The sequence below is a fragment of the Trinickia dabaoshanensis genome, from assembly GCF_002879885.1.
GTDB classification, from domain to species: Bacteria; Pseudomonadota; Gammaproteobacteria; order Burkholderiales; family Burkholderiaceae; genus Trinickia; species Trinickia dabaoshanensis.
On record NZ_PNYA01000001.1, the window covers coordinates 404,204 to 426,859 of the forward strand.

The 22,656-nt window shown below is 63.8% G+C and carries 24 protein-coding genes; 12 read left to right on the forward strand and 12 right to left on the reverse strand.

All coding sequences use genetic code 11. From position 1 onward, the window contains the following. Positions 1–120: 120 nt before the first annotated feature. Positions 121–741 (forward strand): PAQR family membrane homeostasis protein TrhA, encoded by a 621-nt coding sequence (trhA, locus tag C0Z18_RS01840; protein ID WP_102643627.1) that lies wholly within the window; start codon positions 121–123, stop codon positions 739–741. A gap of 16 nt (positions 742–757) precedes the next feature. Here trhA and C0Z18_RS01845 read toward each other — a convergent pair whose 3' ends face one another. Then, positions 758–1,453: a hypothetical protein gene (locus C0Z18_RS01845; protein ID WP_102643628.1), complete on the reverse strand. Its 696-nt coding sequence runs from the start codon at positions 1,451–1,453 to the stop codon at positions 758–760. A gap of 173 nt (positions 1,454–1,626) precedes the next feature. On the opposite strand from C0Z18_RS01845, the gene C0Z18_RS01850 reads away from it, so the two are divergent. After that, the gene (locus tag C0Z18_RS01850) at positions 1,627–2,637 is read left to right on the forward strand and encodes a LysR family transcriptional regulator (RefSeq protein WP_102643629.1); all 1,011 of its coding nucleotides are present in this window, start codon (positions 1,627–1,629) and stop codon (positions 2,635–2,637) included. A 37-nt stretch (positions 2,638–2,674) separates the two neighbouring features. Here the strand turns inward: C0Z18_RS01850 and C0Z18_RS01855 are convergent, their stop codons facing one another. The 5 genes from C0Z18_RS01855 to C0Z18_RS01875 all read right to left on the reverse strand — a co-directional run bounded on the left by C0Z18_RS01855 (position 2,675) and on the right by C0Z18_RS01875 (position 8,853). Then, the gene (locus tag C0Z18_RS01855) at positions 2,675–3,883 is read right to left on the reverse strand and encodes an HlyD family efflux transporter periplasmic adaptor subunit (protein WP_102643704.1); all 1,209 of its coding nucleotides are present in this window, start codon (positions 3,881–3,883) and stop codon (positions 2,675–2,677) included. A gap of 118 nt (positions 3,884–4,001) precedes the next feature. Further along, complete coding sequence (locus C0Z18_RS01860) at positions 4,002–5,510, reverse strand: efflux transporter outer membrane subunit (RefSeq protein WP_102643630.1); 1,509 nt, start codon at positions 5,508–5,510, stop codon at positions 4,002–4,004. Between the two features lie 57 nt (positions 5,511–5,567). Next, the gene (locus C0Z18_RS01865; protein WP_102643631.1) at positions 5,568–7,121 is read right to left on the reverse strand and encodes a DHA2 family efflux MFS transporter permease subunit; all 1,554 of its coding nucleotides are present in this window, start codon (positions 7,119–7,121) and stop codon (positions 5,568–5,570) included. Between the two features lie 27 nt (positions 7,122–7,148). Continuing rightward, positions 7,149–7,619, reverse strand: coding sequence for a lecithin retinol acyltransferase family protein (locus C0Z18_RS01870; RefSeq protein ID WP_102643632.1), 471 nt, complete (start codon positions 7,617–7,619; stop codon positions 7,149–7,151). A 238-nt stretch (positions 7,620–7,857) separates the two neighbouring features. Beyond that, a complete protein-coding gene (locus tag C0Z18_RS01875) occupies positions 7,858–8,853 on the reverse strand; it encodes a LysR family transcriptional regulator (RefSeq protein WP_102643705.1) in 996 nt (331 codons plus the stop codon). A 533-nt stretch (positions 8,854–9,386) separates the two neighbouring features. Here C0Z18_RS01875 and C0Z18_RS01880 point away from each other — a divergent pair. Both C0Z18_RS01880 and C0Z18_RS01885 read left to right on the forward strand, forming a co-directional pair. Further along, positions 9,387–9,887, forward strand: a complete 501-nt coding sequence (locus C0Z18_RS01880) for an Ohr family peroxiredoxin (protein ID WP_102643633.1) — start codon at positions 9,387–9,389, stop codon at positions 9,885–9,887. A gap of 133 nt (positions 9,888–10,020) precedes the next feature. Next, positions 10,021–10,776 (forward strand): SDR family oxidoreductase, encoded by a 756-nt coding sequence (locus C0Z18_RS01885; protein ID WP_102643634.1) that lies wholly within the window; start codon positions 10,021–10,023, stop codon positions 10,774–10,776. A 14-nt stretch (positions 10,777–10,790) separates the two neighbouring features. On the opposite strand, the gene C0Z18_RS01890 is transcribed toward C0Z18_RS01885, so the two are convergent. Further along, complete coding sequence (locus tag C0Z18_RS01890) at positions 10,791–11,432, reverse strand: DUF1109 domain-containing protein (protein ID WP_102643635.1); 642 nt, start codon at positions 11,430–11,432, stop codon at positions 10,791–10,793. After that, positions 11,429–12,001, reverse strand: coding sequence for a sigma-70 family RNA polymerase sigma factor (locus C0Z18_RS01895; protein ID WP_102643636.1), 573 nt, complete (start codon positions 11,999–12,001; stop codon positions 11,429–11,431). Before C0Z18_RS01895 ends, C0Z18_RS01890 begins: the two co-directional genes overlap by 4 nt. Before the next feature lie 309 nt (positions 12,002–12,310). On the opposite strand from C0Z18_RS01895, the gene C0Z18_RS01900 reads away from it, so the two are divergent. From C0Z18_RS01900 to C0Z18_RS01935, 8 genes are all read left to right on the forward strand, one after another. Further along, positions 12,311–12,598, forward strand: coding sequence for a BufA1 family periplasmic bufferin-type metallophore (locus C0Z18_RS01900; protein ID WP_102643637.1), 288 nt, complete (start codon positions 12,311–12,313; stop codon positions 12,596–12,598). Positions 12,599–12,641: 43 nt separating this feature from the next. After that, positions 12,642–13,478, forward strand: a complete 837-nt coding sequence (gene bufB, locus C0Z18_RS01905) for an MNIO family bufferin maturase (protein WP_102643638.1) — start codon at positions 12,642–12,644, stop codon at positions 13,476–13,478. After that, the gene (locus C0Z18_RS01910) at positions 13,475–14,263 is read left to right on the forward strand and encodes an HvfC/BufC N-terminal domain-containing protein (protein WP_102643639.1); all 789 of its coding nucleotides are present in this window, start codon (positions 13,475–13,477) and stop codon (positions 14,261–14,263) included. The genes bufB and C0Z18_RS01910 overlap by 4 nt, the downstream gene beginning before the upstream one ends. 31 nt (positions 14,264–14,294) lie before the next feature. After that, positions 14,295–14,765, forward strand: a complete 471-nt coding sequence (locus C0Z18_RS01915; RefSeq protein ID WP_102643640.1) for a DoxX family protein — start codon at positions 14,295–14,297, stop codon at positions 14,763–14,765. Between the two features lie 77 nt (positions 14,766–14,842). Beyond that, positions 14,843–16,399 (forward strand): methyl-accepting chemotaxis protein, encoded by a 1,557-nt coding sequence (locus C0Z18_RS01920; RefSeq protein WP_102643641.1) that lies wholly within the window; start codon positions 14,843–14,845, stop codon positions 16,397–16,399. A gap of 74 nt (positions 16,400–16,473) precedes the next feature. Further along, positions 16,474–17,358 (forward strand): HD-GYP domain-containing protein, encoded by an 885-nt coding sequence (locus C0Z18_RS01925; RefSeq protein ID WP_102643642.1) that lies wholly within the window; start codon positions 16,474–16,476, stop codon positions 17,356–17,358. A gap of 28 nt (positions 17,359–17,386) precedes the next feature. Continuing rightward, on the forward strand, positions 17,387–18,184 hold the full coding sequence (locus C0Z18_RS01930; RefSeq protein ID WP_102643706.1) for a YkgJ family cysteine cluster protein: 798 nt from the start codon (positions 17,387–17,389) through the stop codon (positions 18,182–18,184). A 242-nt stretch (positions 18,185–18,426) separates the two neighbouring features. After that, positions 18,427–18,861 carry a hypothetical protein gene (locus C0Z18_RS01935; RefSeq protein ID WP_102643707.1) on the forward strand — a complete coding sequence of 145 codons (435 nt, stop codon included), beginning with the start codon at positions 18,427–18,429 and terminating at the stop codon, positions 18,859–18,861. A gap of 111 nt (positions 18,862–18,972) precedes the next feature. Here the strand turns inward: C0Z18_RS01935 and C0Z18_RS01940 are convergent, their stop codons facing one another. The 4 genes from C0Z18_RS01940 to C0Z18_RS01955 all read right to left on the reverse strand — a co-directional run bounded on the left by C0Z18_RS01940 (position 18,973) and on the right by C0Z18_RS01955 (position 22,622). Next, positions 18,973–19,320 (reverse strand): copper-binding protein, encoded by a 348-nt coding sequence (locus C0Z18_RS01940; protein WP_102643643.1) that lies wholly within the window; start codon positions 19,318–19,320, stop codon positions 18,973–18,975. Positions 19,321–19,397: 77 nt separating this feature from the next. Next, complete coding sequence (locus tag C0Z18_RS01945) at positions 19,398–20,693, reverse strand: copper oxidase (RefSeq protein WP_102643644.1); 1,296 nt, start codon at positions 20,691–20,693, stop codon at positions 19,398–19,400. 2 nt (positions 20,694–20,695) lie between these two features. After that, positions 20,696–22,108 (reverse strand): TolC family protein, encoded by a 1,413-nt coding sequence (locus C0Z18_RS01950; protein WP_102643645.1) that lies wholly within the window; start codon positions 22,106–22,108, stop codon positions 20,696–20,698. Between the two features lie 91 nt (positions 22,109–22,199). Beyond that, positions 22,200–22,622, reverse strand: a complete 423-nt coding sequence (locus C0Z18_RS01955) for a hypothetical protein (protein ID WP_332888199.1) — start codon at positions 22,620–22,622, stop codon at positions 22,200–22,202. Positions 22,623–22,656 lie beyond the last annotated feature (34 nt).

The window sequence follows — 22,656 nt, forward strand, 5'->3', positions numbered from 1 at the left end:
GTCCCGGCTTGCCCTCCCCTACGTTGCGCGGCCCACGGATCAACCGCCGTCTCCAGCTCACGTGCCGGTTATCATTGCGTTATTTACGTTCAAGAGAATCCCGCGCAGGAGAGTCGTGTCATGCATGTCGGTGAACGCTTCAACAGCATTACCCATTTGGTCGGCGCGGTGCTGTCGGTGGCGGGGCTTTGCGCATTGGTATCGGTAGCGGCGCTTCACGGCGATGCATACAAAATCGTAAGCTTGAGCGTGTACGGCGCGATGCTGTGCACGCTCTACGCCATCTCCACGCTCTATCACAGCGTGCGCAGCCCGAAGCTCAAAGCGATCCTGCAAAAGTGCGATCACTCCGCCATTTATTTGCTCATTGCCGGCAGCTACACCCCGTTCACGCTCGTGACGCTGCGCGGGCCGTGGGGATGGTCGCTGTTCGGTGTCAGTTGGGGGCTCGCCGCGCTCGGTATCGCGCAGGAACTAACGCTCGGGCGTCGCACCCGCATCCTTTCCATGACGTTGTATGTACTCATGGGATGGCTCGCGCTGGTTGCCATTGGCCCGCTGATCCATTCGCTTCCAGCGGCCGGGACAGCGTGGCTCCTCGCGGGCGGCCTTATTTACAGTGCCGGCATCTATTTCTTCATCAACGACGAGCGGATTCGGCACGGGCATGGCATCTGGCATCTGTTCGTGCTGGGCGGTAGCCTGTGCCAATTCGTCAGCGTCGCGCGTTACGTCGCCTAACGCACTGAAGCCGCGCTCACAGCGGATTGGCGGCACCGGCCTGCGACAACAACGACACGGCCGCCGCATCCGGCATGCCGTTGGCGTCGATCGCCCCGGCGTTCGCGAGCGCAATGAGGTCCGCGTCCACCCCGCCTAGACCGACCGTGAACGGCGTCGTCAGAAACGACGGCGCCGCCAAGGTGACCGCATAGTGCTGCTGCAGGTTCGCGACGACGGCGGCTTGCGCGGCCGATACCGCGCTGCGGCTTTCCAACACCTGCTGGTAGTGCCCGTTCCCCGGCAGGCCGGCGATGAGATGCGCGGTGTCCGTGCCCAACTGCGCGGCGAGATAAACGAGCATCAAGTCGGTTTCCGGCGTCGTATTGAACGTGCCGCCGGCAAATGCGAGCGAATGCAGCGTGGTGCCGCCCAACGTGGCGGTCAAGACGCAGGGAAGCAAGGCCGCGAACGCCATGCTGTAATTGCCGTTGCCGTCGGAGACGGTGGCGCCCGAACCGTCGGCGCAGTCGGCGCGCACTGTCGCACTCGCGAGCGCGGGGCCGCCGACGGCGGCCGTCCCGGACAGCGCGATCGTTTGCACGCCGTCGCCGTCGAAACATCCGTTGAAACCGACGCAGACGCTGCCGTTACACGATGCAAGCGTGGCGAGCGAGGCCACACATAGTGCGCCCAGTACCGAGCGCGGAAGGCGAATGGGTTGAGCGTTCATGGCGGCAGCCGTCCATGGAATTGAGAACCGATGACCGATTGCTCGGCACCCGTTTTCACATTCTAGGAGCTACCCACGGCGAGCGCCTAATCGTTGCCCCGACCGGTGGCTGCTGTCACAAACCGCGGCGGCGATACGTCTAGTCGACTACCGACACCACGACGTCCGCCTCCATGTCAGATTTCCTTTCGCATCAGCCCCTTTTCTCCGCCGACGACCCGTTCTCGAGCAGCTTCGCCACGAGCTATGCGGGCGTCGTTTCATTTCTCGCCGTTGCCGACGAAGGCAGCTTCGCCCGCGCCGGCGATCGCCTGGGCATCGGCCGCTCTTCGGTCAGCCGAAACGTGCAGAAGCTAGAAGCCCAGTTGGAGGCGCGCCTATTCCTGCGTACGACGCGCAAAACATCGTTGACACGCGAAGGCGAGCTTTTTTATGAGAATTGCCGCCAAGGCATCGAACGAATCGCCCAAGCGTTCGACGACATGCGGGCATTGCGCAGCGGGCCGCCGCGCGGCCACTTGCGGGTTTCCTCCACGCCGTGCTTCGGCCGTAAGATCGTCGCCCCGCTGCTACTCGGCTTTTACGAGCGCTACCCGGATATCACGATCGAGTTGCTGGTCGACAATCGTCCCACCGACTTCACCGCCGACCGGATCGACGTTTCCTTTCGCGATGGTCGAATGCAAGACAGCGGAATCGTCGCCCGGCAGTTGATCCCCATGCAGACGATCGTCTGCGCCTCGCCGGCTTACGCGCGAGAATACGGATTGCCGCGCCATGCCGACGATCTGGTTACCCACCGCTGTATCAACTTGCGCGCGGGCGGGCGGCTGCTCGATTGGGAATTTAAAATCGACGGCCACGCCCGGCGCGTGCAGCCCTATGCGCGGCATACCTTCAACGACGCCGGGCTCGCGCTGCAGGCGGCGCTCGACGGCTTGGGCCTCGCGCAATTGGCGGCCTATCAAGTGACCGACCTGCTGCGCGAAGGGCGACTGATTGCCTGCCTCGCCCACCAAACCCCGGACGACGGCGGCCATTACATTTGCTATCCGAGCCGAAAGCAATTGCCCGCCCGAATCCGGGTGTTCATCGATTACATGACCGAGCAAACAAGAGCGCTCGATATCGCTGATTTCACGACGATGCCCCGACTCGCGCGGGAAACGGCGGCTATCGCTTAGCAGAGGCGCAGCGCCCTCGATACGCCGTCGATAAGCATTAGGCCGCCGCCCCCTTCGCCGCGGGTTTCGTCGACATCGAACGCGGCGCGCTCTCGTTCAGCCGGATGATATGGGCGATATCAGCCTCAGCCTGGGCGCCGTACTGGGCGAAAACGTCGGTGCGGTATGTCGTATTGCGCGCCGCGCCGAGTTGCGTGCCGGACTCGTCGTGCGTATCGACCTGCACTTGCATCGACAAACCGATCCGCAACGGATGCGCGGCGAGATCGCGTGGGTCGATGCGGATGCGAACCGGCAGGCGCTGGACGATCTTGATCCAGTTGCCCGTCGCGTTTTGCGCCGGCAGCGTGGCGAACGCACTACCGGTCCCCGCCGAAAACCCCTCGATGCGGCCGCGATAATCGACGCTCGAGCCGTACACGTCGGCGGTCAGTTTGACGGGTTGACCGATACGCATGCGCTCGAGCTGCACTTCCTTGAAGTTCGCGTCGATCCACACGCCGTCGAGCGGCACGATCGCCATCAACGGCGTTCCCGGCGACACGCGCTGGCCCACTTGCACCGAGCGCTTGGCCACATAGCCCGTAACGGGCGCCGGCAAATTATCGCGGGCATACGCAAGATAGGCATCGCGCACTTTCGCGGCCGCCGCCAACACGTCGGGGTGCTGCTCGATCGTCGTGCGATCGGTCAAGGCGCGATTCGCCTCGCCCTGCCGGCGCGCGGCATCGAGCGCGGCTTGCGCGGCGCTCACCGCATCGCGGGCATGCGCGATATCCTCGGCCGAGACGGCGCCCGTGCCCGACACGGCCAAACGGCGGCGCAAATCGTCGCTGGCGCGATTCAGATCCGATGTGCGTTGGGCGACGTTCGCCGCGTAAAAGTCGTTGTCGACATAAAGACCGCTTACGCGGCGCACCGTTTGCCCGAGCCCTGCCTCGGCATTGGCCAGTGCGATCTTCGCATCCGCCGGGTCGAGCGTGACGACCGAGTCGCCGGCTTTGACGATTTGCGTATCGTCGGCGTTGACTGCCACCACGGTGCCCGTGACCTGGGGCGTGAGCTGCACGAGATTGCCGCTCACATAAGCGTCGTCGGTCGCTTCGTAATAACGGCCATAGGCGAAGTAGTACGCGCTGTAGGCCGCCCCGCCGACGACGACCGCGGCCGCAAGCAGCGCGATCAGGCGCTTGCGCCGGCTCGGAGGCGGCGCGCCGGTTCGATCGTCCGCGGCAACGCCCGGCATGGACGAGCCGGTTTGGGCGCCGGAATGCGGCTTCTCGCGCGCAACATCGGCGCGCGCATGGCTGGAAATGGGAGTATCGCTCATATCAAACCTCTCGAACGGGAAGACGATCCATGCCTTAGCGGGCAGCGCCGACGGAACTTGCATCGGCGAGCGCATCGGCGCGCCGTACCTCATTGAACGATGTATCGACGTAGCCGCCGCCGAGCGCCGATGCAAGCGCGATCGCCTGATCGCGCCGGTTCATCTCGAGGTTGGCCACGGCTTGCTCGGCGTTCAGCGCGATGACATCGGCGTTGAGCACGGTCAACTGATTGGTCAGGCCGCCTTCGTACTGCGCGATCGCCAGTCGGTCCGCGCGCCGCGCGGCTTGCTCGGCGGCTGTGGCGTCGACGAGTTGCGCATCGCTCGATCTGACCTCGCTCAGTCGCGTGGCGACGTCCGAGAGCGCCGCGATCAGCGTTTGGTCATAGACGGCGACCGCCTCGTCGAACTGCGCGTACCGCCCTTTCAGTTGTGCTCGCAACGCACCCGCGTCGAAGATCGGCAGATGGATCGCGGGGCCCACGGACGCGATCCTGCCGGCGGCCGAGAGAAAATGACCGAAGCCCAACGCATCGAGCCCGATCGCGGCGCTCAAGTTGATGTCGGGGTAGAACTCCGCCTTCGCCTCTTTGATGTCGTGGGTCGTGGCGTCCACTCGCCAGCGCGCAGCCACGATATCGGGCCGGCGGCCCAGCAAGTCCGCAGGCAAGTTTTCAGGCAGCCGCACCTCGTCTCCCACGCCGAGCGCCGGCCGCGCGATCGACAGGCCGCGATCGGGGCCCTCGCCGGCGAGCGCGGCCAATTGGAACCGGGTGCTCGCGATCGAGCCGTCGATCGCCGTCACGTTCGCGCGGCTCGTGGCGAGGTTGGACAAGGCCGTTTCGCGCTCCACTTTCGTATCGAGCCCCGTCGCGATGCGTCCGGCGGTGATGGCGTCGATCCGCTCGCGGCGCGCCACCTCTTGCGCGGCGATGTCGCGCAGCGCATAGAGCCGGGCCAACTGGTTGTATGCCCGCGCGATCGCGGTCTCGAGCGTGAGCTTCACGAATTGCGCCTCGGCCTGCGCGGCTTGCGCCTGCGATACCGCGGCCTTCAGCGCCTCGCGATGCTTGCCCCAAATGTCGAGATCGTAGGACGCGGTCACCAAGGCCTTGTTTTCCGTCTGCCAGGAACCGGAGAACGGCGGCGGCACGAGCGCCACGCCGCTGTATTGCTGGCGCGTCAACGCATAGTTCGCATCGACGCGCGGCAAGGTTCCCGCCCGCGCGCTTTCGCTGTACGCCCTGGCCTGTCCTACCCGCGCGCCGGCCTGCTCCAGCGTGGGACTGCCCTTGAGCGCTTCGGCGATCAGTTGAGTCAATTGCGCGTCGCCGAACTGCTCAACCCAATTGGCGGCGGGCCAATGCCCGTTCTCGCCGGGAAGCGTCCGCGCCGTGTCGAACTGATTCGGCGTCGCGATGCGCTTCTCGCTATGGATGCCGGCGTAATTGGCGCATGCCGACAAGGCGGTCACGAAAAGCGCCGACGCAGCTAGTTTCAGCGCACCGTTTGTCGTGCTGCTGGCGAAGGTTCGAGATTTCATGTCGAGTCGATCCGATCGATGGGCCGGTACGAAGCCGAGGCTTCGCGCGCGCCCGGGTCAGTGGCCGCCCGCGCCGGCCGCGCCGGCGCCCATGCCTTTGCCGGGCTTGGTCAGCCAAATCAGCGGGACGATCGCCACGAAGATCACCGCCGACAGCCAAAAAATATCGTTCAGGCCCAGCATCGAAGCCTGCGCATCGAGCGTGGATGCGAAAAGCGCGGTGGCTTTATCGGCGCTCAGATGAAGTGTCGTCTGCAAGTCGGCCATCGCCGCGACGAAATTCGGGTTGTTGACGCTCGACTGCTCGACGAGGCGCGCGTGATGCAGGATCGTCCTATCGTTCCAGCCGGTGCTCACGAGCGACGTACCGACCGCCCCCGTGAAGATCCGCGCGAAATTCGATAAGCCCGCCGCCGATGGAATTTTCTCGGGCGGCAGACCGGACAACACGATTGCCGTCAGCGGCGTGAAAAAGAGCGCCGTGGGGATGCCTTGCAACAGCGTGGGCAGCACGAGCGTATAAGCGTCCACGCCCGTCGTGTATTGCGAGCGCATGAAGAACACGCCCGCGAAGCCGAGGAAGGCCAAGGTTGCAAGCACGCGCATGTCGGAACGCGGCATGACCTTACCCATCACGGGCGCGAGCATCACCGAGAAGATGCCGAGCGGCGCCGTGACGAGACCGGCATCCACGGCGCGATAGCCGAGAAAACCCTGGATCCACTGCGGCAACACCACGAGATTGGCGAAGAAGATGGCGTAGGCCACCGAAATCGCCACGGTGCCGCCCAAGAAATTGCGTCCGGCGAACAATCGCAAATCGACGACGGGCTTGGCCTCGGTCAGCTCCCAAATCAGAAAGAACACGAAGCCGATCACAGCCACGACCGTGAGGATCACGATCACCGGCGAGGCGAACCAGTCGAGATCCTTGCCTTTGTCGAGCATGATCTGCAACGCGGCCACCCAGACGATCAACGAGAGCAGCCCGACCTTATCGATAGGCAGCTTGCGCGCGGGCGTTTCCCGATCGCGATAGACGGCCCAAATGGCGCCGGCCGCGAACAGGCCGACCGGCACGTTGATATAGAAAATCCACGACCAGCTATAGCTATCGGTGATCCAGCCACCCAGCGCGGGGCCCGCGATCGGGCCGACCGTCGCCGTCATGGCCCACAGCGAGAGCGCGCTCGAACTCTTTTCCTTCGGGAACGACGCGAGCAGCAGCGCTTGCGAAAGCGGCACGAGCGGCCCGGCCACCGCGCCTTGCACCACGCGCGCGGCGAGCAACACGAGCAGGTTCGGGGCCAATCCGCAAGCCGCCGACGACGCCACGAACAGCAAGATCGCCCAGACGAACAGCTTGACCTGCCCCACCCGTTGGGTGAGCCATCCGGTCAGCGGGATCGATACCGCGTTGGCGGCCGCGAATAGCGTGATGACCCACGTGCCCTCGTCGACGGAGACGCCCAGGTTGCCCGATAGGGTCGGGATGGCGACATTGGCAATCGACGAATCGAGCACGTTCATGAACGTGGCGAGGGCCACGGCGAACGTTCCGATCGCGAACTTCGCGCCTGTGAGCGGGGCGGGTGCGGATTCCTGGGTCATTTTCTATCCTTTAGGACTACTAATCTATTACGTGGCATCGAGCACCATGCACATTCCTCGCACGATCGATACGAGCGTGTGCAGACCTATCCACGGACGAGTCAGGCATCGGCGAACCTGATCGCTGCGCTCGACTCCCGATACGCACCACGTACAAAAGTGCTCGCAGTTATTCGTCAGCAGCCGATACCGGTCTTCGCCCAAGCGGGACTTGGCGCGCTCGAGCGCTGCCTGTCCCGTGTAAGGGGCGTTGGACTCCAAGCACACGGTGACGCCCCGTTGCCCCGCGAAACGATGCAATGCGATGTATTCGACGGGCCGGCGCTTACCGAGACGATGAAAGCCTCCGTAGTGAATCACGCGGCCGTCGCCCGCATAGATACCGTGGTGCGTATAACCTTCTCGCTCGCTGATCAGATGGGCGCCCACCGCGATACCGCGTGCCGCCCGTTTCCACTCGCGCGAAGTAGCGAACCCATCGAAATGCAGTGTATCCACGGCAAATCACCCATGTCGAAGACGCCCAATACGGCGGCACGGGCAAAGCGCGTCCCTCCGAGGCACGGTCCCTCGGGAAGCATGATCGACCTATCGAGTGATTCGAATGAATCGGTTGGATCGGCTACCGCTTTGCCATGCCCGAATCGTAGGGGCAAGGCCGTCGAGGCGGTAGATACCGGTGCGAACACTCACCGTTTCCACGCACGCACCAATCGGTGCCGCCCGGCGCTCGCCCCTACAACTCCGTCACGCAAAGGAGATCGAGTTCGCGGACCTTCTCGGTCATGAAATCGACGAAAGCGCGGATGCGCGACGGCATGTGCTGCCGGCTCAGATAGCAGATGTAGTGGCCGCGATCGTCCGGTAAGTGGCGCTTGAGCGCCATGACGAGTTCGTTGCGCATCAAATGCTCGTGGATCTGATAGCCGGGCAGTTGCGCGAGGCCGACGCCGCCCAATACGGCTTTCAACACGAGTTCGCTATCGTTGAACGTGAGTCTGGCCGCCGGCACGTACTTGCACATGCGGCCATCCACCTTGAAGTCCCAATCGAGAATGCGCCCGCCCGGGACGCGCAAATTGATGCATTCGTGCCGGTCCAGATCGTCCAGCGTCGCCGGCAAGCCGCGCGATTGCACGTAAGCGGGAGAGGCGCACAACACCCGCTCCATAGGGATCAACTGCTTCGCTATGATGCTTGAATCCTCGATGCGCCCGTCGCGAAACGCCACGTCGATTTGCTCGGAAACGAAATCCGTCGGGCGATCGTCGAGCATCAGATCGATCGAGATATCGGGAAACGCCTCCATGAATTTTTCGAGCAGGGGCGCGACCACTTTCCTGCCGAACCCCACGGGCGAGCTGATGCGCAGCAGCCCGCGCGGCGGCCCTTCCCTGAGCTCGAGCATATCGTTCATGGCCTCCACGATATGCGTGACGCCTTGATTGCAATTCGCGAAGAACCGCTCGCCTTCGAGCGTCAGATGGGTGGTTCGCGTGGTACGAAGAAATAGCCGGGTGCTCAGTTGCGTCTCGAGCTTCTGCACGTTCCGGCACACGGCGGAGCGGCCGATTCCCAAGCGCTCGCCCGCTTTCGCGAAGCTACCCTCGGTGGCAACGGCCATGAATGCGATGATGCCGGCGTAGCTCGTCGCGAAACAATTGGACAAATCGTCGGTGCGATTAGGCAAGCCAACGCGGAAACCACGAAGCGGTGTATCGGTTTGGTCCATCGAAGGCTCCACGATGGCGCGCGCCGCGCTGAGCGGGCCGTGGGGCCTGCCGCATTCGTCGAGACGGCTGCCTCGAACGAGACACGATCCGCTGGAAAAGGGTTCGGGCGGGGCCACTAGAGGCCGCTGCCGCCAGCGCGCAAAGGAAACATCGATCCCGTCACACGCGAAAAATGACGTGCTAGTAGTCTACGACACATCCGACGGATGCGGCACCGTGTCGACCCCTATCCACGCCCCGATCGCCCAAGGACTACCGGCAATTTGGCGTCCTTGTGTTTAAATACATCATTCATCGTCGGGACGTCGATTGTTGCCCAACGGGAAACACGGCGGTTCCCGCAACGGATCTACCGGGTGGCGTGCGCCGTGCCTACCATTGGCCCGTGGCACGCGAGCGCCCCGTCACCCACGCGAGGCGCGCGACGAACGTCGCGGCGGCGCACATGATCGACACGATCGACCCTAGCACATGGACGGTGACGCCGCGATGACGGAAAGCCGCCACGGCTTAACCGCTTCGCAGGTGCACCATGGATGACAAAAAACTCGAACCTCCTCCCCTCAGCCTGCTCGAGAAATATCGAGGCAAGGAGTTCCATCCCCTCTACACGACCACCGTTACGGTGTCCGGCGGCGAGACGGGGCACGGACGCGCTTCGGGCGTCGCGCGCTCCGACGACGGCAACCTGGTCTTGGATCTGCGGCTGCCCCCCGTGTTCGGCGGGCCCGGCGACGGCACCAATCCCGAGCAGCTATTCGCCGCGGGCTTTGCCGCATGCTTTCACGGAGCGCTGAAATTGCTCCTGATCCGGGCGGGACAGAGCAGCGACGACATGGTCGTCGAGGTTCAGGTCGCATTCGGCCGGGATCCCGTGGACGGCGGCTACGCGCTCGTCATCGATCTGCGTGTCCGGATTCCCGGTCTCGAGCGCGCGGTGGCCGAGGAGTTCGTGCGCCATGCCGAACGCCTGTGCCCCTACGCCAAGATGGCGCGGCAAGGAACCGTCAACATCATCACCGTCGTCGATTGACTCGGCGCCGTCTCGATTGGTGCTCCACGAGCAACACCGTGGGCACCGTCGCAGATCTACCCAGGTTCGGTCCTCCCGCCTACGATCGTCTTCATGCGGCACGTCGCCGCCAACGAAACTCGGAGGATGAACCATGAAGATCGTCGTCATCGGCGGAACCGGACTCATCGGCTCGAAAACGGTCGCGATTTTGCGCCGAGCCGGACATGAAGTAATCGCCGCCTCGCCCAAGAGCGGCGTCGACACCCTCACCGGCGCGGGGCTCGATGAAGCCTTGAACGGGGCGCAGGTGGTCGTGGATCTGACGAATTCGCCGTCGTTCGAAGACAAGGCCGTGCTCGAATTCTTTCAGACGTCGGGCCGCCATCTATTCGCGGCCGAAAAGGCAGCGGGCGTGCGCCACCACGTCGCGCTGTCCATCGTCGGGACCGACCGCTCGCCCGACAATGGCTACTTCCGTGCCAAGGTCGCGCAAGAGCAACTGGTCGAAGCCTCGGGGGTGCCCTATACGATCATCCGCTCGACGCAGTTCTTCGAATTCCTGGGCGGCATCGCCGAATCGGGCGCCGACGGCAATGTCTTGCGATTTTCTCCCGGCATGTTTCAACCGATCGCCGCGGACGATGTCGCGACCGTCGTGGCGGATATCGCAGCGTCGCCCGCGCGTAACGGCAGGGTCGAAATCGCGGGCCCGGAGCGGGCACCGTTCAACGAGATCATTGCCCGCTATCTGAAAGCCGTCGGCGATGCGCGCGAAGTCGTCTGCGATCCGCAGGCGCGTTATTTCGGCGGCTTGGTCGAGCAGTACTCGCTCGTGCCGTTGGGCGACGCGCGACTAGGCGCGATCGGCTTCGACGAATGGCACCGGCGCTCGCAAGCGAGCGCCTGACCGCGCACGCGTCGTCACCACCTAAGCAGACGCGGCCCGATCAACGCACCGAGCGCGGTCGGGATCAGCATGCCGAGCACGTACCAAACGGCCCAAAAGGCGACGCCCATTTCCGGGCAATGCACGCTATAGGCGACCGTGGCGACCGAACCCGAGAGCAATCCGCCGACGGCGCCGGCTAGCCGCGGCGCGGTCGGTGCAAGCCCCCGCATCGCGATCTGATTGGCGATGAACGCGGGGACCGATAAGAACGCGATATTGAACGGGCACACTCGCCAAGTCTCGCCCAGTACGAGGGCAAGACGCTCATCGGGCGCGGCGGTGACAACGATGTAAAGCGCGAACGACCAAACGAGCGCGACCGGCGCCGCGATCACGGCCCACATCCATCCCGGGCGACGGCCGGGCTTCGACAAACGGGCCGCCGCCCCCAGCGCACCGATGCTCAAGACGAACGGAAAGGCGAGTTTCGCCCAGAACAACGGCGAGTGAATGACCGTGCCGATATCGGGCCGCACACCGAACGCCATTTCCATCAGGATCAGTGCGCCGATCGCACCGGCGAGCAGTGCGAATCCGAATCGCCGGGCCGAAGCACGGCGATCGACAGGCGTCACGCCGGTCGCAAGCATCGCAACGAGATCGTCCGTTTTCATAGCAAATCTTTGATTTTCAAGGCCATGGCCTTGAGTCCACGATGAATCCCGACTTTCACGGCCGACTCGGAAAGCCCGGTCAGTTCCGCCGTTTCCGCCACCGACAACCCTTGCAACTTGACGTGCACGATCGGGAGCCGTTGCTTGTCCGGTAATGCTTCGAGCAGCTTGCCGACATCGCGTCGCGCATCGTTGGCCAACGCATCCGACGTTTCGAAGAAGTCGACGTAGTCGTCGAGCGGCTCATTGAGCGCTTCGTGCCGAGACCGCGCGCGAAAATAGTCCATCAGCTTATAGCGCGCGACGGCATGCACCCACGCCGTTAGCGGCTGGTCCGCCTCATAGGTATGCCTCGCATTGTGCACGGCAAGCAACGCCTCCTGAACGATGTCCTCAACGTCGTCGGGCGACCGGGACAGACGCTTGCGCACAAAAGCACGCAAATGCCCGCTCAGGCAGTCGAGAAACGCCCGGTACGACACGGCGTCGCCATCCAGCCCCGCTAGGAACAGTGTCCTGAGTCGCGCTTCTGCCGGGCGGGTGGCCCCACCTTCTTTAGTTCGTTCCATCTGGGAAGTTGGTTACACCGGACGAAAAATTTTTTGCCGGCCTGGCGCCAATGCGCGGACTTCAAACCGGCCGAGCGTCCACCGTGGAACGCGCCGCCTAGGATACACGCAGGCCCATGCCGAGGCAATTTCGCCTATCGGGCCTCTCCCCCATCGCAAAGCGTCGTTCGATCGACTTATCGAAAAAAATTTCGCGCGCTTGTAACCGGCCGCGGCATGCGTGCGAATTACCTGTCAGATGCCCGCTCAACGATTCATTCGCTACCAAGCGGCGTCCAACTTTCCAGATCTCTTTAAAGGAGCAACATCATGAACGTCCGTCAAATCGCCACCGCCGGTTTCACGCTTGCAGCGCTCGTTTCGGGTGCGGCACTCGCGCAAACGCAATCCGCTCCCGCCAAGGGCGGCGCCGTCGAGAAATGCTACGGCGTCTCGCTCGCGGGTCACAACGACTGCAAGGCGGGCGCGGGCACCACCTGCGCAGGCACGCAAAAGATGGACTACCAAGGCAATTCCTGGAAGAACGTTCCGGCCGGCACCTGCACGTCGATCAAGACGCCGAACGGCATGGGTTCGCTCTCGCCGATGGCGTCCTAACGTTTCACCGCTTCCTCCCCTACCCCTACTCCGCCCTACGATCATGAATGCACTTCCCGGCGCGGGACTCAGCCTCAAGCCTCAGTATTACGAGGCGGCGCTCGAATGCGATGCGCGTGGCTCGTGGTTCGAAATTCATCCGGAAAACTACATGATCGAGGGCGGCCCGCGCATGGCATGGCTCGAAGCGATCCGGGCCCGTCATCCGATATCGCTGCATGGCGTTTCGCTCTCGCTCGCCGCGGACGCGGCGCCCGAGAAGCGGCAACTGGACCGGCTGCACGCGTTGATCGACCGGATCGAGCCGCATCTGGTATCCGAGCATCTCGCATGGTCGGCGTGGCGCGGCACCTACCTGCCCGACCTGCTGCCGTTTGCGCGCACGCAAGCAGCGCTCGAGCGGATCGCATCGAATATCGTCCAAACGCAGGACGCGCTGGGGCGTCGCATCGCCATCGAAAATCCCACGCACTATCTGCGTATCGAACGGCACGAGTGGGACGAAATCGACTTTCTCACCGAACTCGTCCGTCAAACGGGGTGCGGTCTTTTGCTCGACGTGAACAACGTCTTCCTGAGCGCGCATAACCTTGGGTTCGATGCCGCGCAATACATCGATCGCGTCCCCGGCGACGCGATTATGGAAATTCATCTCGCGGGCCATGGCCCGGATGCCGATGCCGGCTCGGGGCTACTCATCGATACGCACGATTGTCCAATCGCACCCGATGTATGGGCGTTGTATCGCCGCCTGATCGAACGCACCGGGCCCATTGCGACGTTGATCGAGCGCGACGGGAACATTCCGGCGTTCGACACCTTGCTGAGCGAGCGCGCGCAAGCGCAACAGATCCTCGATCGCGAACGGGTGGCGGCATGACGACTACGCTTGCACGGTTTCAGGACGATTTCGTTTCGGCGATTTTCGGGCCTTCGGGCGCGGATAGCAGCGTCGCGTCGCTCGTCGATCAGCCGGGTTTCGCTGTCTACCGGAACACCATTTTCAAGGGATGCGTCGACGCACTCGTTGCGAACTATCCGGCGATCGAAGTTCTCGTGGGTACGCAGTGGCTCGAGGGTGCGGCGTTCGAATATGCACGCGCTCAACCGCCCGGCGATCCACGGCTCCTTCTCTATGGGCGATCGTTTCCCGAATTTATCGGGCGCTTGGGGCAGGCACACGGCCTGCACTATCTGACCGATGTCGCGACGCTCGACCGCTTATGGCTGGAGGCGCACGTCGCGAACGACGAGCGGCCGCTCGATCCTCATGCACTGGCGGCACTCGATCCCCACACGCTCGGCGAACTTCGTCTGCGGCCTTGCGCTTCGACACGCTGGGCATGGTTCGCCTCGCACCCCGCCTTCACCCTTTGGAAAACCAATCGCGAACGTCAAACGTGGTCCAGCGATACGCCTTGGACCGGGGAAGGCGCACTCATGACGCGACCGGCGCACGCCGTCGACGCCGCGCCAATCACGCAAGGCGCGTGTGCCTTTCTCACCGCCTGCGAGGCCGGGCTCACGCTGGAGGCGGCCGCCGGCGCGGCGTTGCAAACCGAGCCCGGCATCGACATCGGCGCGACGCTGGCCACGCTCGTCGCGTCGGACGCGTTCGCATCGTTGTCCACGGCTTGCCCGGCGTCCTCGCCGTCTCCCCACTAATCGTTCTTTGCTCATTGCACCGGAGCCCAACATGGCACTGTCTCCCACCGCCGATCGCCCGCTCTCGCGTTTGATTGCCCGCTGGAACGCCGTCGCCGATTTTGCGACACGGCATATCGGCCATTCATTTCTCGCGCTGGTTTGCCGATTCGGCATCGCCTCGATCTTCTTTATTTCCGGGCGGACCAAAGTCACCGGCTTTCTGACGTTGACCGATAGCACCTATTCGCTATTCATGACGGATTACAAGTTGCCGCTGATTCCGCCGATCATCGCCGCGCACGTTGCCGCCTATTCGGAGCACCTGTTTTCGCTCTTGCTCGCGCTCGGCTTATGCACGCGGCTTTCGGCACTCGCCCTATTCGGAATGACCGCGGTCATCGAAATCTTCGTCTATCCCGATGCGTGGCCGACGCATCTGTCCTGGGCGGGTTTGCTGCTTTATATGATTGCGCGCGGCGGCGGCGCAGCTTCGCTCGACCACGCGCTCGGCATCAAGTAGGCCGCATTTGGACGAACGAGTGCGCTGCGAGCACACAAGCGTGCCGACAGCGCAGCCAACGATACGGGGAATGTCAGATGTTTGCGAACGTCAATATCCGCACGGGATTGATGGCGGTGCTGGGACTGTTTGCGGCCGCACTGTGGATGTCCGCGTGGAGCGCGTGGCACGACGCGCGCGATGCGGCGCGAGCGATGGATGCGATCGTCCGTTTCTCGAGAGCGCGGCTCACACCGCTGCAGGACGCCGAACGGTTGCTCTTTCTCACGCGCGTGGATATGGACAGCGCCTATATCAACCTCCAGCGCGGCGACCAGGTTGCAGCGACCGACTATACGCGTAAGGCATCGAGTGCTTTGCAGGAAGCGCACCGCGTATTCGACGCTTACCGCATGCTCGCGATGTCGGGCGGGCAAGTCGGCGACGATGCCGACGCAAGGAAAGTCGTCGCCGCCTTCGACGCGTATTCGAAGGTCCTTGCCTCACGGGAAGAGGCACTGTATGACGTTTCGCTCGATCGATACATCGCGGGCACGGGGTCCACTGAACGCGCCGATGCGACTTTCGATGCGATGCTTCGGGAGGTCATCGCGCGAGCGGAGCGGACCCGCGACACGATTCGGGCCGAATCCGTCGGACGTTCCGAGCGTGCCAGTTGGACCGCCGTCGGGTTGTTCGGAACGTCGCTGGCGCTGATCGTCTTGGTCTGGGCGTTGAGCGATCGCGTCCTGCTGCGCCCTTTGCGCTACGCATCGCAGCAGCTCGACCGAATTGCGCGAGGCGATCTGACCGCACGGATCGATACGTCTTCGAAAAACCAGATCGGCGCGTTGCTGCAATGCGTCGCCAGAATGCGCGCCGATCTCGTCGGAACCGTCCACGGCATCCGCGCGAGTACCGACGAAGTCACACGCAGCGCGGCCGAGATCGCGGCCGGCAATACCGAGCTTTCGGCGCGCACCGAAGAGCAGGCCGCGGCACTCGAGCAAACGGCCGCGACGCTCGAACAATTGGCCGCCGCGGTAAAAAACAACGCGCAGCACACACAGGAAACGAGCGCCCTGGCGCGCTCGGCCGCCACCGATGCCGCTCGCGGCGGCGAGATGGTCCAGCGCATCGTCGATACGATGGGCAAGGTCTCCGCGAGCGCGCGAAACATCACCGATATCGTCGGCGTCATCGACGGCATTGCATTTCAGACCAACATTCTCGCCTTGAACGCGGCCGTCGAAGCGGCGCGCGCGGGCACGCAAGGCAGAGGCTTTGCCGTGGTCGCCGCCGAGGTGCGCTCGTTGGCGCTGCGTAGCGCGCAAGCGGCGAAGGAAGTGACCGCACTCATCGGGGCATCGGAGGCATCGGTCGATCTGGGCTCCGAGCAGGTGCTAGAAGCGGGTGCGGCCATGAAGCAGATCGTCTCGGGCGTCGACCACTTGATGCGAACGATAGATGAAATATCGCGCGCAACGGCCGAGCAGGCCGACGGCATCGAGCAAGCGAGCCACGCCCTCGCCCAAATGGATAGGACGACCCAACAGAACGCCGCCCTCGTCGAGCAAACGGCGGCCGCGGCCGGCGCGCTCGAGTTGCAGGCCGAACGGCTCGTCGAGTCCGTGGCGGTCTTCAAGGCCGCCTAGCCACGGCTCGCGCGACCGCCTTCATTCAGACGCTCGCTCCTTACCCCATCGCCCCTCAAGCCAGGAAACTCGCCATGCGTCTTTTCGATCGGATCGCTGCGCTTATCCCTGCCCCGCTCGCCTCGCGTCGATTGCCGATCGAAGCCTCGCTCGTCAGCTTGTTCAGCCTCGCTTGGGTCGTCGAGGCCCGCGACCCTTACACCGGCGGGCATCTTTGGCGCGTTTCCGAGTACGCGCGTTTGGTCGCCGATCGTCTCGGGTTAGCGCAGGCCGAGGCCGGCCGCGTTGCACTCGGCGGCTTCTTGCACGATCTCGGCAAGATCGGCATACCGGACTCGGTGCTGCTGAAGGCCGGCCAGCTCAGCGACGAACAATACGCGGTCATTCGGACGCATCCCGAAGTGGGGCGGCGCCTGGTCGCACGGCATCCGCTCGGCGCGATCGTCATGGACGCGGTCCACCTTCATCACGAACGTCCCGACGGCAAAGGCTATCCGCTCGGTCTTAGCGAACCGGGCATCCCGCTGACGGCCTCCATCGTCGGCGTATGCGATGCCTTCGATGCGATGACGAGCGCACGCCCCTATCGGCGCCCGATGCCCATCGAGCGCGCGCTCGAGATCGTGCGCGAGCAACGCGGCACTCAGTTCGATAGCCGGTGCGCCGACGCGCTCGTGGACTTGGGTCGAAGCATGGCGCTGCTTCACATCGCGGGCCACAGCGAAGACGGTATCCCGCTGCGCGAATGCCATGCGTGCGGACCCACCGTGGTTCTGACGAAGGCGCACCGAATCGGCGAGCCCGTGTTTTGTCCGGCGTGCGGCACCGGTTATGAGACCCGTGCCGGCTCCGATGCGCTCATCGCGACGGGCAAGACGGCCAATGCGAGCGACCTCATCCCGGCGCCGGATATGGATTTGATCGATCGCCTGATCGCGAAGCTCGATGTTTCATCGTGACCGTCAGGACAAACGCGAGGATTCGGCCATGAACGATACGGCGGAGACGCTGCACTTTTCCTGCACCTTATGCGGCAAGTGCTGTCATGACCTGAAGTTGCCGCTAAGCGTGAGCGAAAGCATATCGTGGCTCAGGCGCGGCGGCGTCGTACAGGTGCTCACCGAAGCCATGCCCTGGCCTGTCGAGCCCCCGGCCGACGATGGTCCCGCGCAACACAAGCGGCGACGCTCCTTTGCCGCAACGAGCGGTAACCAGCCGATACGGGTGATCGTCACGCTCGCCGCCTCGTTCGACGGCCCCTGCCCTCATCTGCGCGACGACATGCGCTGCGGTGCCTACGAGGCGCGTCCGCGAGTTTGCCGCATCTATCCGGCGGAGGTGAATCCTTACGTGAAACTCATGCCCGCCGGCAAGGCGTGTCCGCCGCAGGCATGGACGGAGCAGCATCCCGCGTTCGAGCGCGCGGGTCGCATTCTCGATGACCAAACCGTCGAGATCATCCGCCAGTCGCGAGACGCCGACGCGCAAGACGCTTCCCTCAAGGAACGCTTCGTTGCTTTGCTCGGCTATACGAAGGCTGCCCTCTCCAACGAGGGCTTCGCCGTCTATACCCCCCAACCCGCGGCAGCCCGCGAAGCGTTGGAAGCGGTCGCCGCGCAAGCCTCGCGTTCATCGCTGGACCGGGTCTCGTCGGACTGGACGTTTGTCTCCAACCAGCGCGATACGATCGAGGCACTCGTGTCCATCGAGGCGAGGGCAACCGCCGATACCAAAGACGATGATGGCGCGTTCCGCTACCTCGGATGGCGCGCGTCGAATACGTGACCTAATCGACGATATTCGTGATTCTCATTGGACAAGCTCGTGCGCTTGCATCGAGGTATCCAAAATTATCTGTCGATTGGATAATTATACCGGCGCGGTATAAAAAGGATAATCCAACGCCCGACGAGCAATTCGTTACATCTCTTACCGGCGCAGCATCAACGAGCCGCATCGGTTGTCGCGCGCCTGGGTATACTGCGCGCCATCACTCAACAACAAGCTAGATGGTTCAAATGCTGAAGATGAATCTTCGTACTACGCTCTCGGCTGCATTGCTCGCGATGGCGGCATCCGCTTCGGTACCGGCCCTCGCCGGAGACCTGAACAACGCACTCGGCGGCGCACTGGGCGGCGCGGCGGGCGCTGCCGTCGGCGGCGCGGTTGGAGGCAGCACCGGCTCGATCATCGGCGGTGCGGTGGGCGGCGGCGCCGGGGGCGCCATTACCTCGAATCGCCGCGAGCGTACCGGCGCGATCGTCGGCGGCGCACTGGGCGGCGGCGCGGGCGCGGCAGCCGGCAATGCCATGGGCGGCCGCGGGGGCGGCATCATCGGCGCGGCAGCGGGCGGCGGCGCAGGCGCCGCGCTCGGCGGACATATTTCGCGCGCGAACTCCTACGCCGACGACTACCACGGTCACCGAGGCCGGCGCCACCACCGCCGCCACTATCGCGACTAATCCATCGTAAGGCGCGGCTACCCGGCGACGGGCAGCCGTTGGCACACTCCGCGTTCGCGCCCGGCGTATCCGAACGGGAGTGCGCCGAAGACACGTCCCATCCCGATTACGTCATTGCTTTTGCAGCTTGACGACCGTCAGCGCGCCATCGACTTGCTCGGCGACAAAGTCGATTTTGTCGCCGACTTCGACCTCCGACAGCATGGCGGGGTCCTTGACCTTAAACACCATCGTCATGCCTTCCATGCCGAGGTTTTCGAGCGGGCCGTGTTTGATCGTCAGCTTGCCGGCCGCCGTATCGACCTTTTTGATTTCGCCGTGCGACATGCTGTCGTTCGCCGCGGCACCTTGCTTCGCGCCGGCGCTCATGTCCATGTTCTGCATGTTGTCCGCCGCGTAAGACGCGCCCGAAGCCGCCAAGGCGCAACCCATTGCGAAGATCACAAGTGCTTTGTTCATCGTGCTTTCTCCTGCGTTAGTGAAAGAAATCGACGGCCGAGCGGATGACCCGGCCGAACGGTATCGAACGGGATCGCTCAGCTATCCGGGCGTTCTCCCGTGTATTCGTAGGCCACCGTCCCTTTCGGGTGCTTGAACCAGCCCGGATCGCGGTAGTCGTTGCGCCCGAGGCCCGCTCGAACTTTGACGACCGTAAACATGCCGCCCATTTCGAGCGGGCCGAACGGCCCCGTGCCCGTCATCATCGGCAGCGTGTTGTCGGGCAACGGCATCTCCATTTCACCCATCGCGCCGCCCGTGCTGCCCATCGCCATGTAATCGGGAATCAGTTTCTCGATGCGCTTGGCTAGATCCTTTTGCGGCACGCCGATGAGATTGGGCACCTGATGGCCCATCGCATTCATCGTGTGGTGCGACTTATGGCAATGGAACGCCCAATCGCCGGGACGGTTCGCGGTGAACTCGATCGCGCGCATCTGCCCCACCGCCACGTCGGTCGTCACCTCGGGCCAACGCGCGCCCGGGGCGATCCATCCGCCGTCGGTCCCGGCCACTTCGAAGCTGTACCCATGCAGGTGAATCGGATGATTGGTCATCGTCAGATTGCCGAAGCGAATCCGCACGCGGTCGCCCGCGCGCACCGGCAACGGATCGATTCCCGGAAACACGCGCGAATTGAACGTCCACATGTTGAAGTCCGTCATTTCGTTGACGCGCGGCGTGTAGGTACCCGGGTCGATGTCGTAAGCGGCCAGCAGGAAGACGAAGTCGCGATCGACCGGCATCACGCCGCGGTCCCTCGGATGCACGATGAAGGAGCCCATCATCCCCATCGCCATTTGCACCATTTCGTCGGCATGCGGGTGATACATGAACGTGCCGTGCCGCTCGAGTTCGAACTCGTAGACGAAGGTCTTGCCCGGGGGAATATGCGGCTGCGTGAGACCGCCGACGCCGTCCATTCCGCACGGCAACGACATGCCGTGCCAATGGACGGTCGTATGCTCCGGCAGTTTGTTCGTCACGAAGATGCGTACTTTGTCGCCTTCGACTGCCTCGATCGTCGGTCCGGGCGTTTGTCCGTTGTAGCCCCACAGATTGGCTTTCATACCGGGGGCCATCTCGCGCACGACCGGCTCCGCCACTAGATGAAACTCCTTCCAGCCGTTCTTCATCCGCCAAGGCAACGTCCACCCGTTCAGCGTCGCCACCGGCGTGTACGGGCGGCCATTGGGCGGCGCGAGCGGCGGCTGCGTACGCGCCGCATCCATCGTCGGGGCTTCGGGCAGCGATGCCGCGCCGGCTTTGCTGACCAGCGCGGCGCCGAGCAGCGCGGCGCCCGAGCCGCTCAAAAATTGTCTACGGGACACCATATTTATTTCCCTTGCGAGTTCTTTGCCGATGCTTGCGGCGAGGCGGCCAACGGCTCAGGCGTTGCGCCCGGCGCAGGCAAGCGGCCGCCGAGCGCTTGCTCGAGATCGGTCCGCGCCAGCCAATAGCGCTTCAATGCGTCGATATAGCGGTTCACCGCGCCGGCCTGCTCGCGCGAATCGGCGAGCAACTCGAAAACGCTAGCGAGCATCCCGTTGTAACGAAGCAGCATTTCATCGGAGATGGTCTTGCGCAGCGGTACGACGTCGTCGCGATAGTGCTTCGCGACGTCGTAGCCGATGGCGTAAGCCGAATACGATTCGCGCACTTCCGAACGCGCGTCGATAACCCTCTGCGCGAGCCGGTTCGCCGCCTGCATATAGATGGCTTGCGCGCGTGCGACCTTCGCGCTGCCCCAGTCGAAGATCGGAATCTCGACGCTGATTTCAAAGCCGGGTTCGCGCCCTTTGTCGGTCTCGTAGTTGTTCAGGTAGCCGAGGTCGAGCGCATTGACGAAGCGTGTCGCCCGCGTCAAGCCCAGCGAGGCCGCGACGCCTTGCACGCGAAGCTTTTCCGCCTGAATGTCGAGGCGGTTTTCCATCGCGAACTGCTCGACGTCCTTCAGATCCGGGCGCTCCTTCGGCAAATCGGGCAAGCGCTCCGGCAGGCGATAGCGTGTGTCCTCGCCCCACAGCCCCATCGTTCGCGTCAGCTTTTCGCGCGCGAGCACCGCTTGCTGGCGCGCCTGCGCGAATTCGGCAACCGATTCCGTGTAGAACGCCTGCTCTCGCGCAGAGTCGAGCTTGCTGAAGTTGCCCGCTTGGCGCATGCGCGACGCCAATTCGGCTCCGGCATCGGCCGAATCGCGCACTTGCTCGGCGTAGTCGGCGGCCTGCTGCGCCGCGACCGCCTCGATATACGCGCGGCGTGTGTCGGCGGCGACTTTGAGCATCGCATCGGCCGTCTCGAGTTTCGTCTGCTCGAAGCGGCGACCCTCGATATGCGTGGCGAGCGGCAAGGTCAAGATGCCGAGGACACTCGCCGAAATCGATCGGCCGATGTTGAGGTCGCCGTTGCTCGCATGCGTGCGGCTAAAGGTAAATCCCGGATTGGGAAGCCGCCCCGCTTGCACTCGATCGGCTTCGGCGAGCCCGAGTTCGGCATAGGACGCCTGCAGGCCGCGATTGTTCAACAGCGCGACTTGCACGGCGTCGTCCATCGAGAGCGGCTGGGCCAGCAAGGCTTGGGTGCGCGCCGCCGCCGCGTCGCGATCGGCGTCGGTTTTCACGATGACGGCGTCTTGGCCAAGCCGCGCCTTCGCGGTGGACGACACCGCATCGAAGCCGCCGTCTTTGGAGAAGGTCGTACAACCGGCGAGCAATGCTGCGCCAAGCAGGGCCGTTGATATGAATCGCATAGATACTCTCGTCGTGAGTCATTCGGCGGGTCTACGCGAGACCGCCGAAAGGAATGCCATATCGCGGTGGAACATCAACCGCGATGGGGGATCAGACGAGGAAGTGGCGGGGAGGACGTTCGATGCCGCCGGTCAAAAACGACACGACGCCAGCGGAAGGCGGGATACGAATGGCAACGAGAGAGTTGTCCACGGGGACGGCGACAACGGGTCCGGCCGGCAACGCCGCACCGAAGCAACATGATGCGCAAGTCGAACACGCATGCGGGTGGGCGGCGTGGCCCCCCTCGTGATGATGCTCGCCGAGAGCGGCCGTCATCATGCCCATGTCGTGATGATGCTCCGGCGCTTCGTGTCCGGCGTACAGCGCGGCGGCCGCGTTTTGCCACGCGTCCGACAATTCGGCCTTGCATTTCATCGAGACGGCCGCGTACGACTGAACCGGAAGGCTCAGGATCAACAGCACGACGAGGAAAAGTCTGCGCCAATACGACATGGGTGCGGAGTCTATCACGTGCGCGCCTAGCCTAACGATTCAGGCGTAGCTG

What these genes read in the sequence shown, in the direction of transcription:
- trhA (WP_102643627.1), top strand. Translation starts at nt 121, where the DNA reads ATGCATGTCGGTGAACGCTTCAACAGCATTACCCATTTGGTCGGCGCG.
- C0Z18_RS01920 (WP_102643641.1), top strand. Translation starts at nt 14,843, where the DNA reads ATGTTTGCGAACGTCAATATCCGCACGGGATTGATGGCGGTGCTGGGA.
- C0Z18_RS01925 (WP_102643642.1), top strand. Translation starts at nt 16,474, where the DNA reads ATGCGTCTTTTCGATCGGATCGCTGCGCTTATCCCTGCCCCGCTCGCC.
- C0Z18_RS01865 (WP_102643631.1), bottom strand. Translation starts at nt 7,121, where the DNA reads ATGACCCAGGAATCCGCACCCGCCCCGCTCACAGGCGCGAAGTTCGCG.
- C0Z18_RS01880 (WP_102643633.1), top strand. Translation starts at nt 9,387, where the DNA reads ATGGATGACAAAAAACTCGAACCTCCTCCCCTCAGCCTGCTCGAGAAA.
- C0Z18_RS01900 (WP_102643637.1), top strand. Translation starts at nt 12,311, where the DNA reads ATGAACGTCCGTCAAATCGCCACCGCCGGTTTCACGCTTGCAGCGCTC.
- C0Z18_RS01875 (WP_102643705.1), bottom strand. Translation starts at nt 8,853, where the DNA reads ATGGACCAAACCGATACACCGCTTCGTGGTTTCCGCGTTGGCTTGCCT.
- C0Z18_RS01935 (WP_102643707.1), top strand. Translation starts at nt 18,427, where the DNA reads ATGAATCTTCGTACTACGCTCTCGGCTGCATTGCTCGCGATGGCGGCA.
- C0Z18_RS01940 (WP_102643643.1), bottom strand. Translation starts at nt 19,320, where the DNA reads ATGAACAAAGCACTTGTGATCTTCGCAATGGGTTGCGCCTTGGCGGCT.
- C0Z18_RS01885 (WP_102643634.1), top strand. Translation starts at nt 10,021, where the DNA reads ATGAAGATCGTCGTCATCGGCGGAACCGGACTCATCGGCTCGAAAACG.
- bufB (WP_102643638.1), top strand. Translation starts at nt 12,642, where the DNA reads ATGAATGCACTTCCCGGCGCGGGACTCAGCCTCAAGCCTCAGTATTAC.
- C0Z18_RS01910 (WP_102643639.1), top strand. Translation starts at nt 13,475, where the DNA reads ATGACGACTACGCTTGCACGGTTTCAGGACGATTTCGTTTCGGCGATT.
- C0Z18_RS01930 (WP_102643706.1), top strand. Translation starts at nt 17,387, where the DNA reads ATGAACGATACGGCGGAGACGCTGCACTTTTCCTGCACCTTATGCGGC.
- C0Z18_RS01855 (WP_102643704.1), bottom strand. Translation starts at nt 3,883, where the DNA reads ATGCCGGGCGTTGCCGCGGACGATCGAACCGGCGCGCCGCCTCCGAGC.
- C0Z18_RS01950 (WP_102643645.1), bottom strand. Translation starts at nt 22,108, where the DNA reads ATGCGATTCATATCAACGGCCCTGCTTGGCGCAGCATTGCTCGCCGGT.
- C0Z18_RS01850 (WP_102643629.1), top strand. Translation starts at nt 1,627, where the DNA reads ATGTCAGATTTCCTTTCGCATCAGCCCCTTTTCTCCGCCGACGACCCG.
- C0Z18_RS01860 (WP_102643630.1), bottom strand. Translation starts at nt 5,510, where the DNA reads ATGAAATCTCGAACCTTCGCCAGCAGCACGACAAACGGTGCGCTGAAA.
- C0Z18_RS01845 (WP_102643628.1), bottom strand. Translation starts at nt 1,453, where the DNA reads ATGAACGCTCAACCCATTCGCCTTCCGCGCTCGGTACTGGGCGCACTA.
- C0Z18_RS01945 (WP_102643644.1), bottom strand. Translation starts at nt 20,693, where the DNA reads ATGGTGTCCCGTAGACAATTTTTGAGCGGCTCGGGCGCCGCGCTGCTC.
- C0Z18_RS01890 (WP_102643635.1), bottom strand. Translation starts at nt 11,432, where the DNA reads ATGAAAACGGACGATCTCGTTGCGATGCTTGCGACCGGCGTGACGCCT.
- C0Z18_RS01895 (WP_102643636.1), bottom strand. Translation starts at nt 12,001, where the DNA reads ATGGAACGAACTAAAGAAGGTGGGGCCACCCGCCCGGCAGAAGCGCGA.
- C0Z18_RS01915 (WP_102643640.1), top strand. Translation starts at nt 14,295, where the DNA reads ATGGCACTGTCTCCCACCGCCGATCGCCCGCTCTCGCGTTTGATTGCC.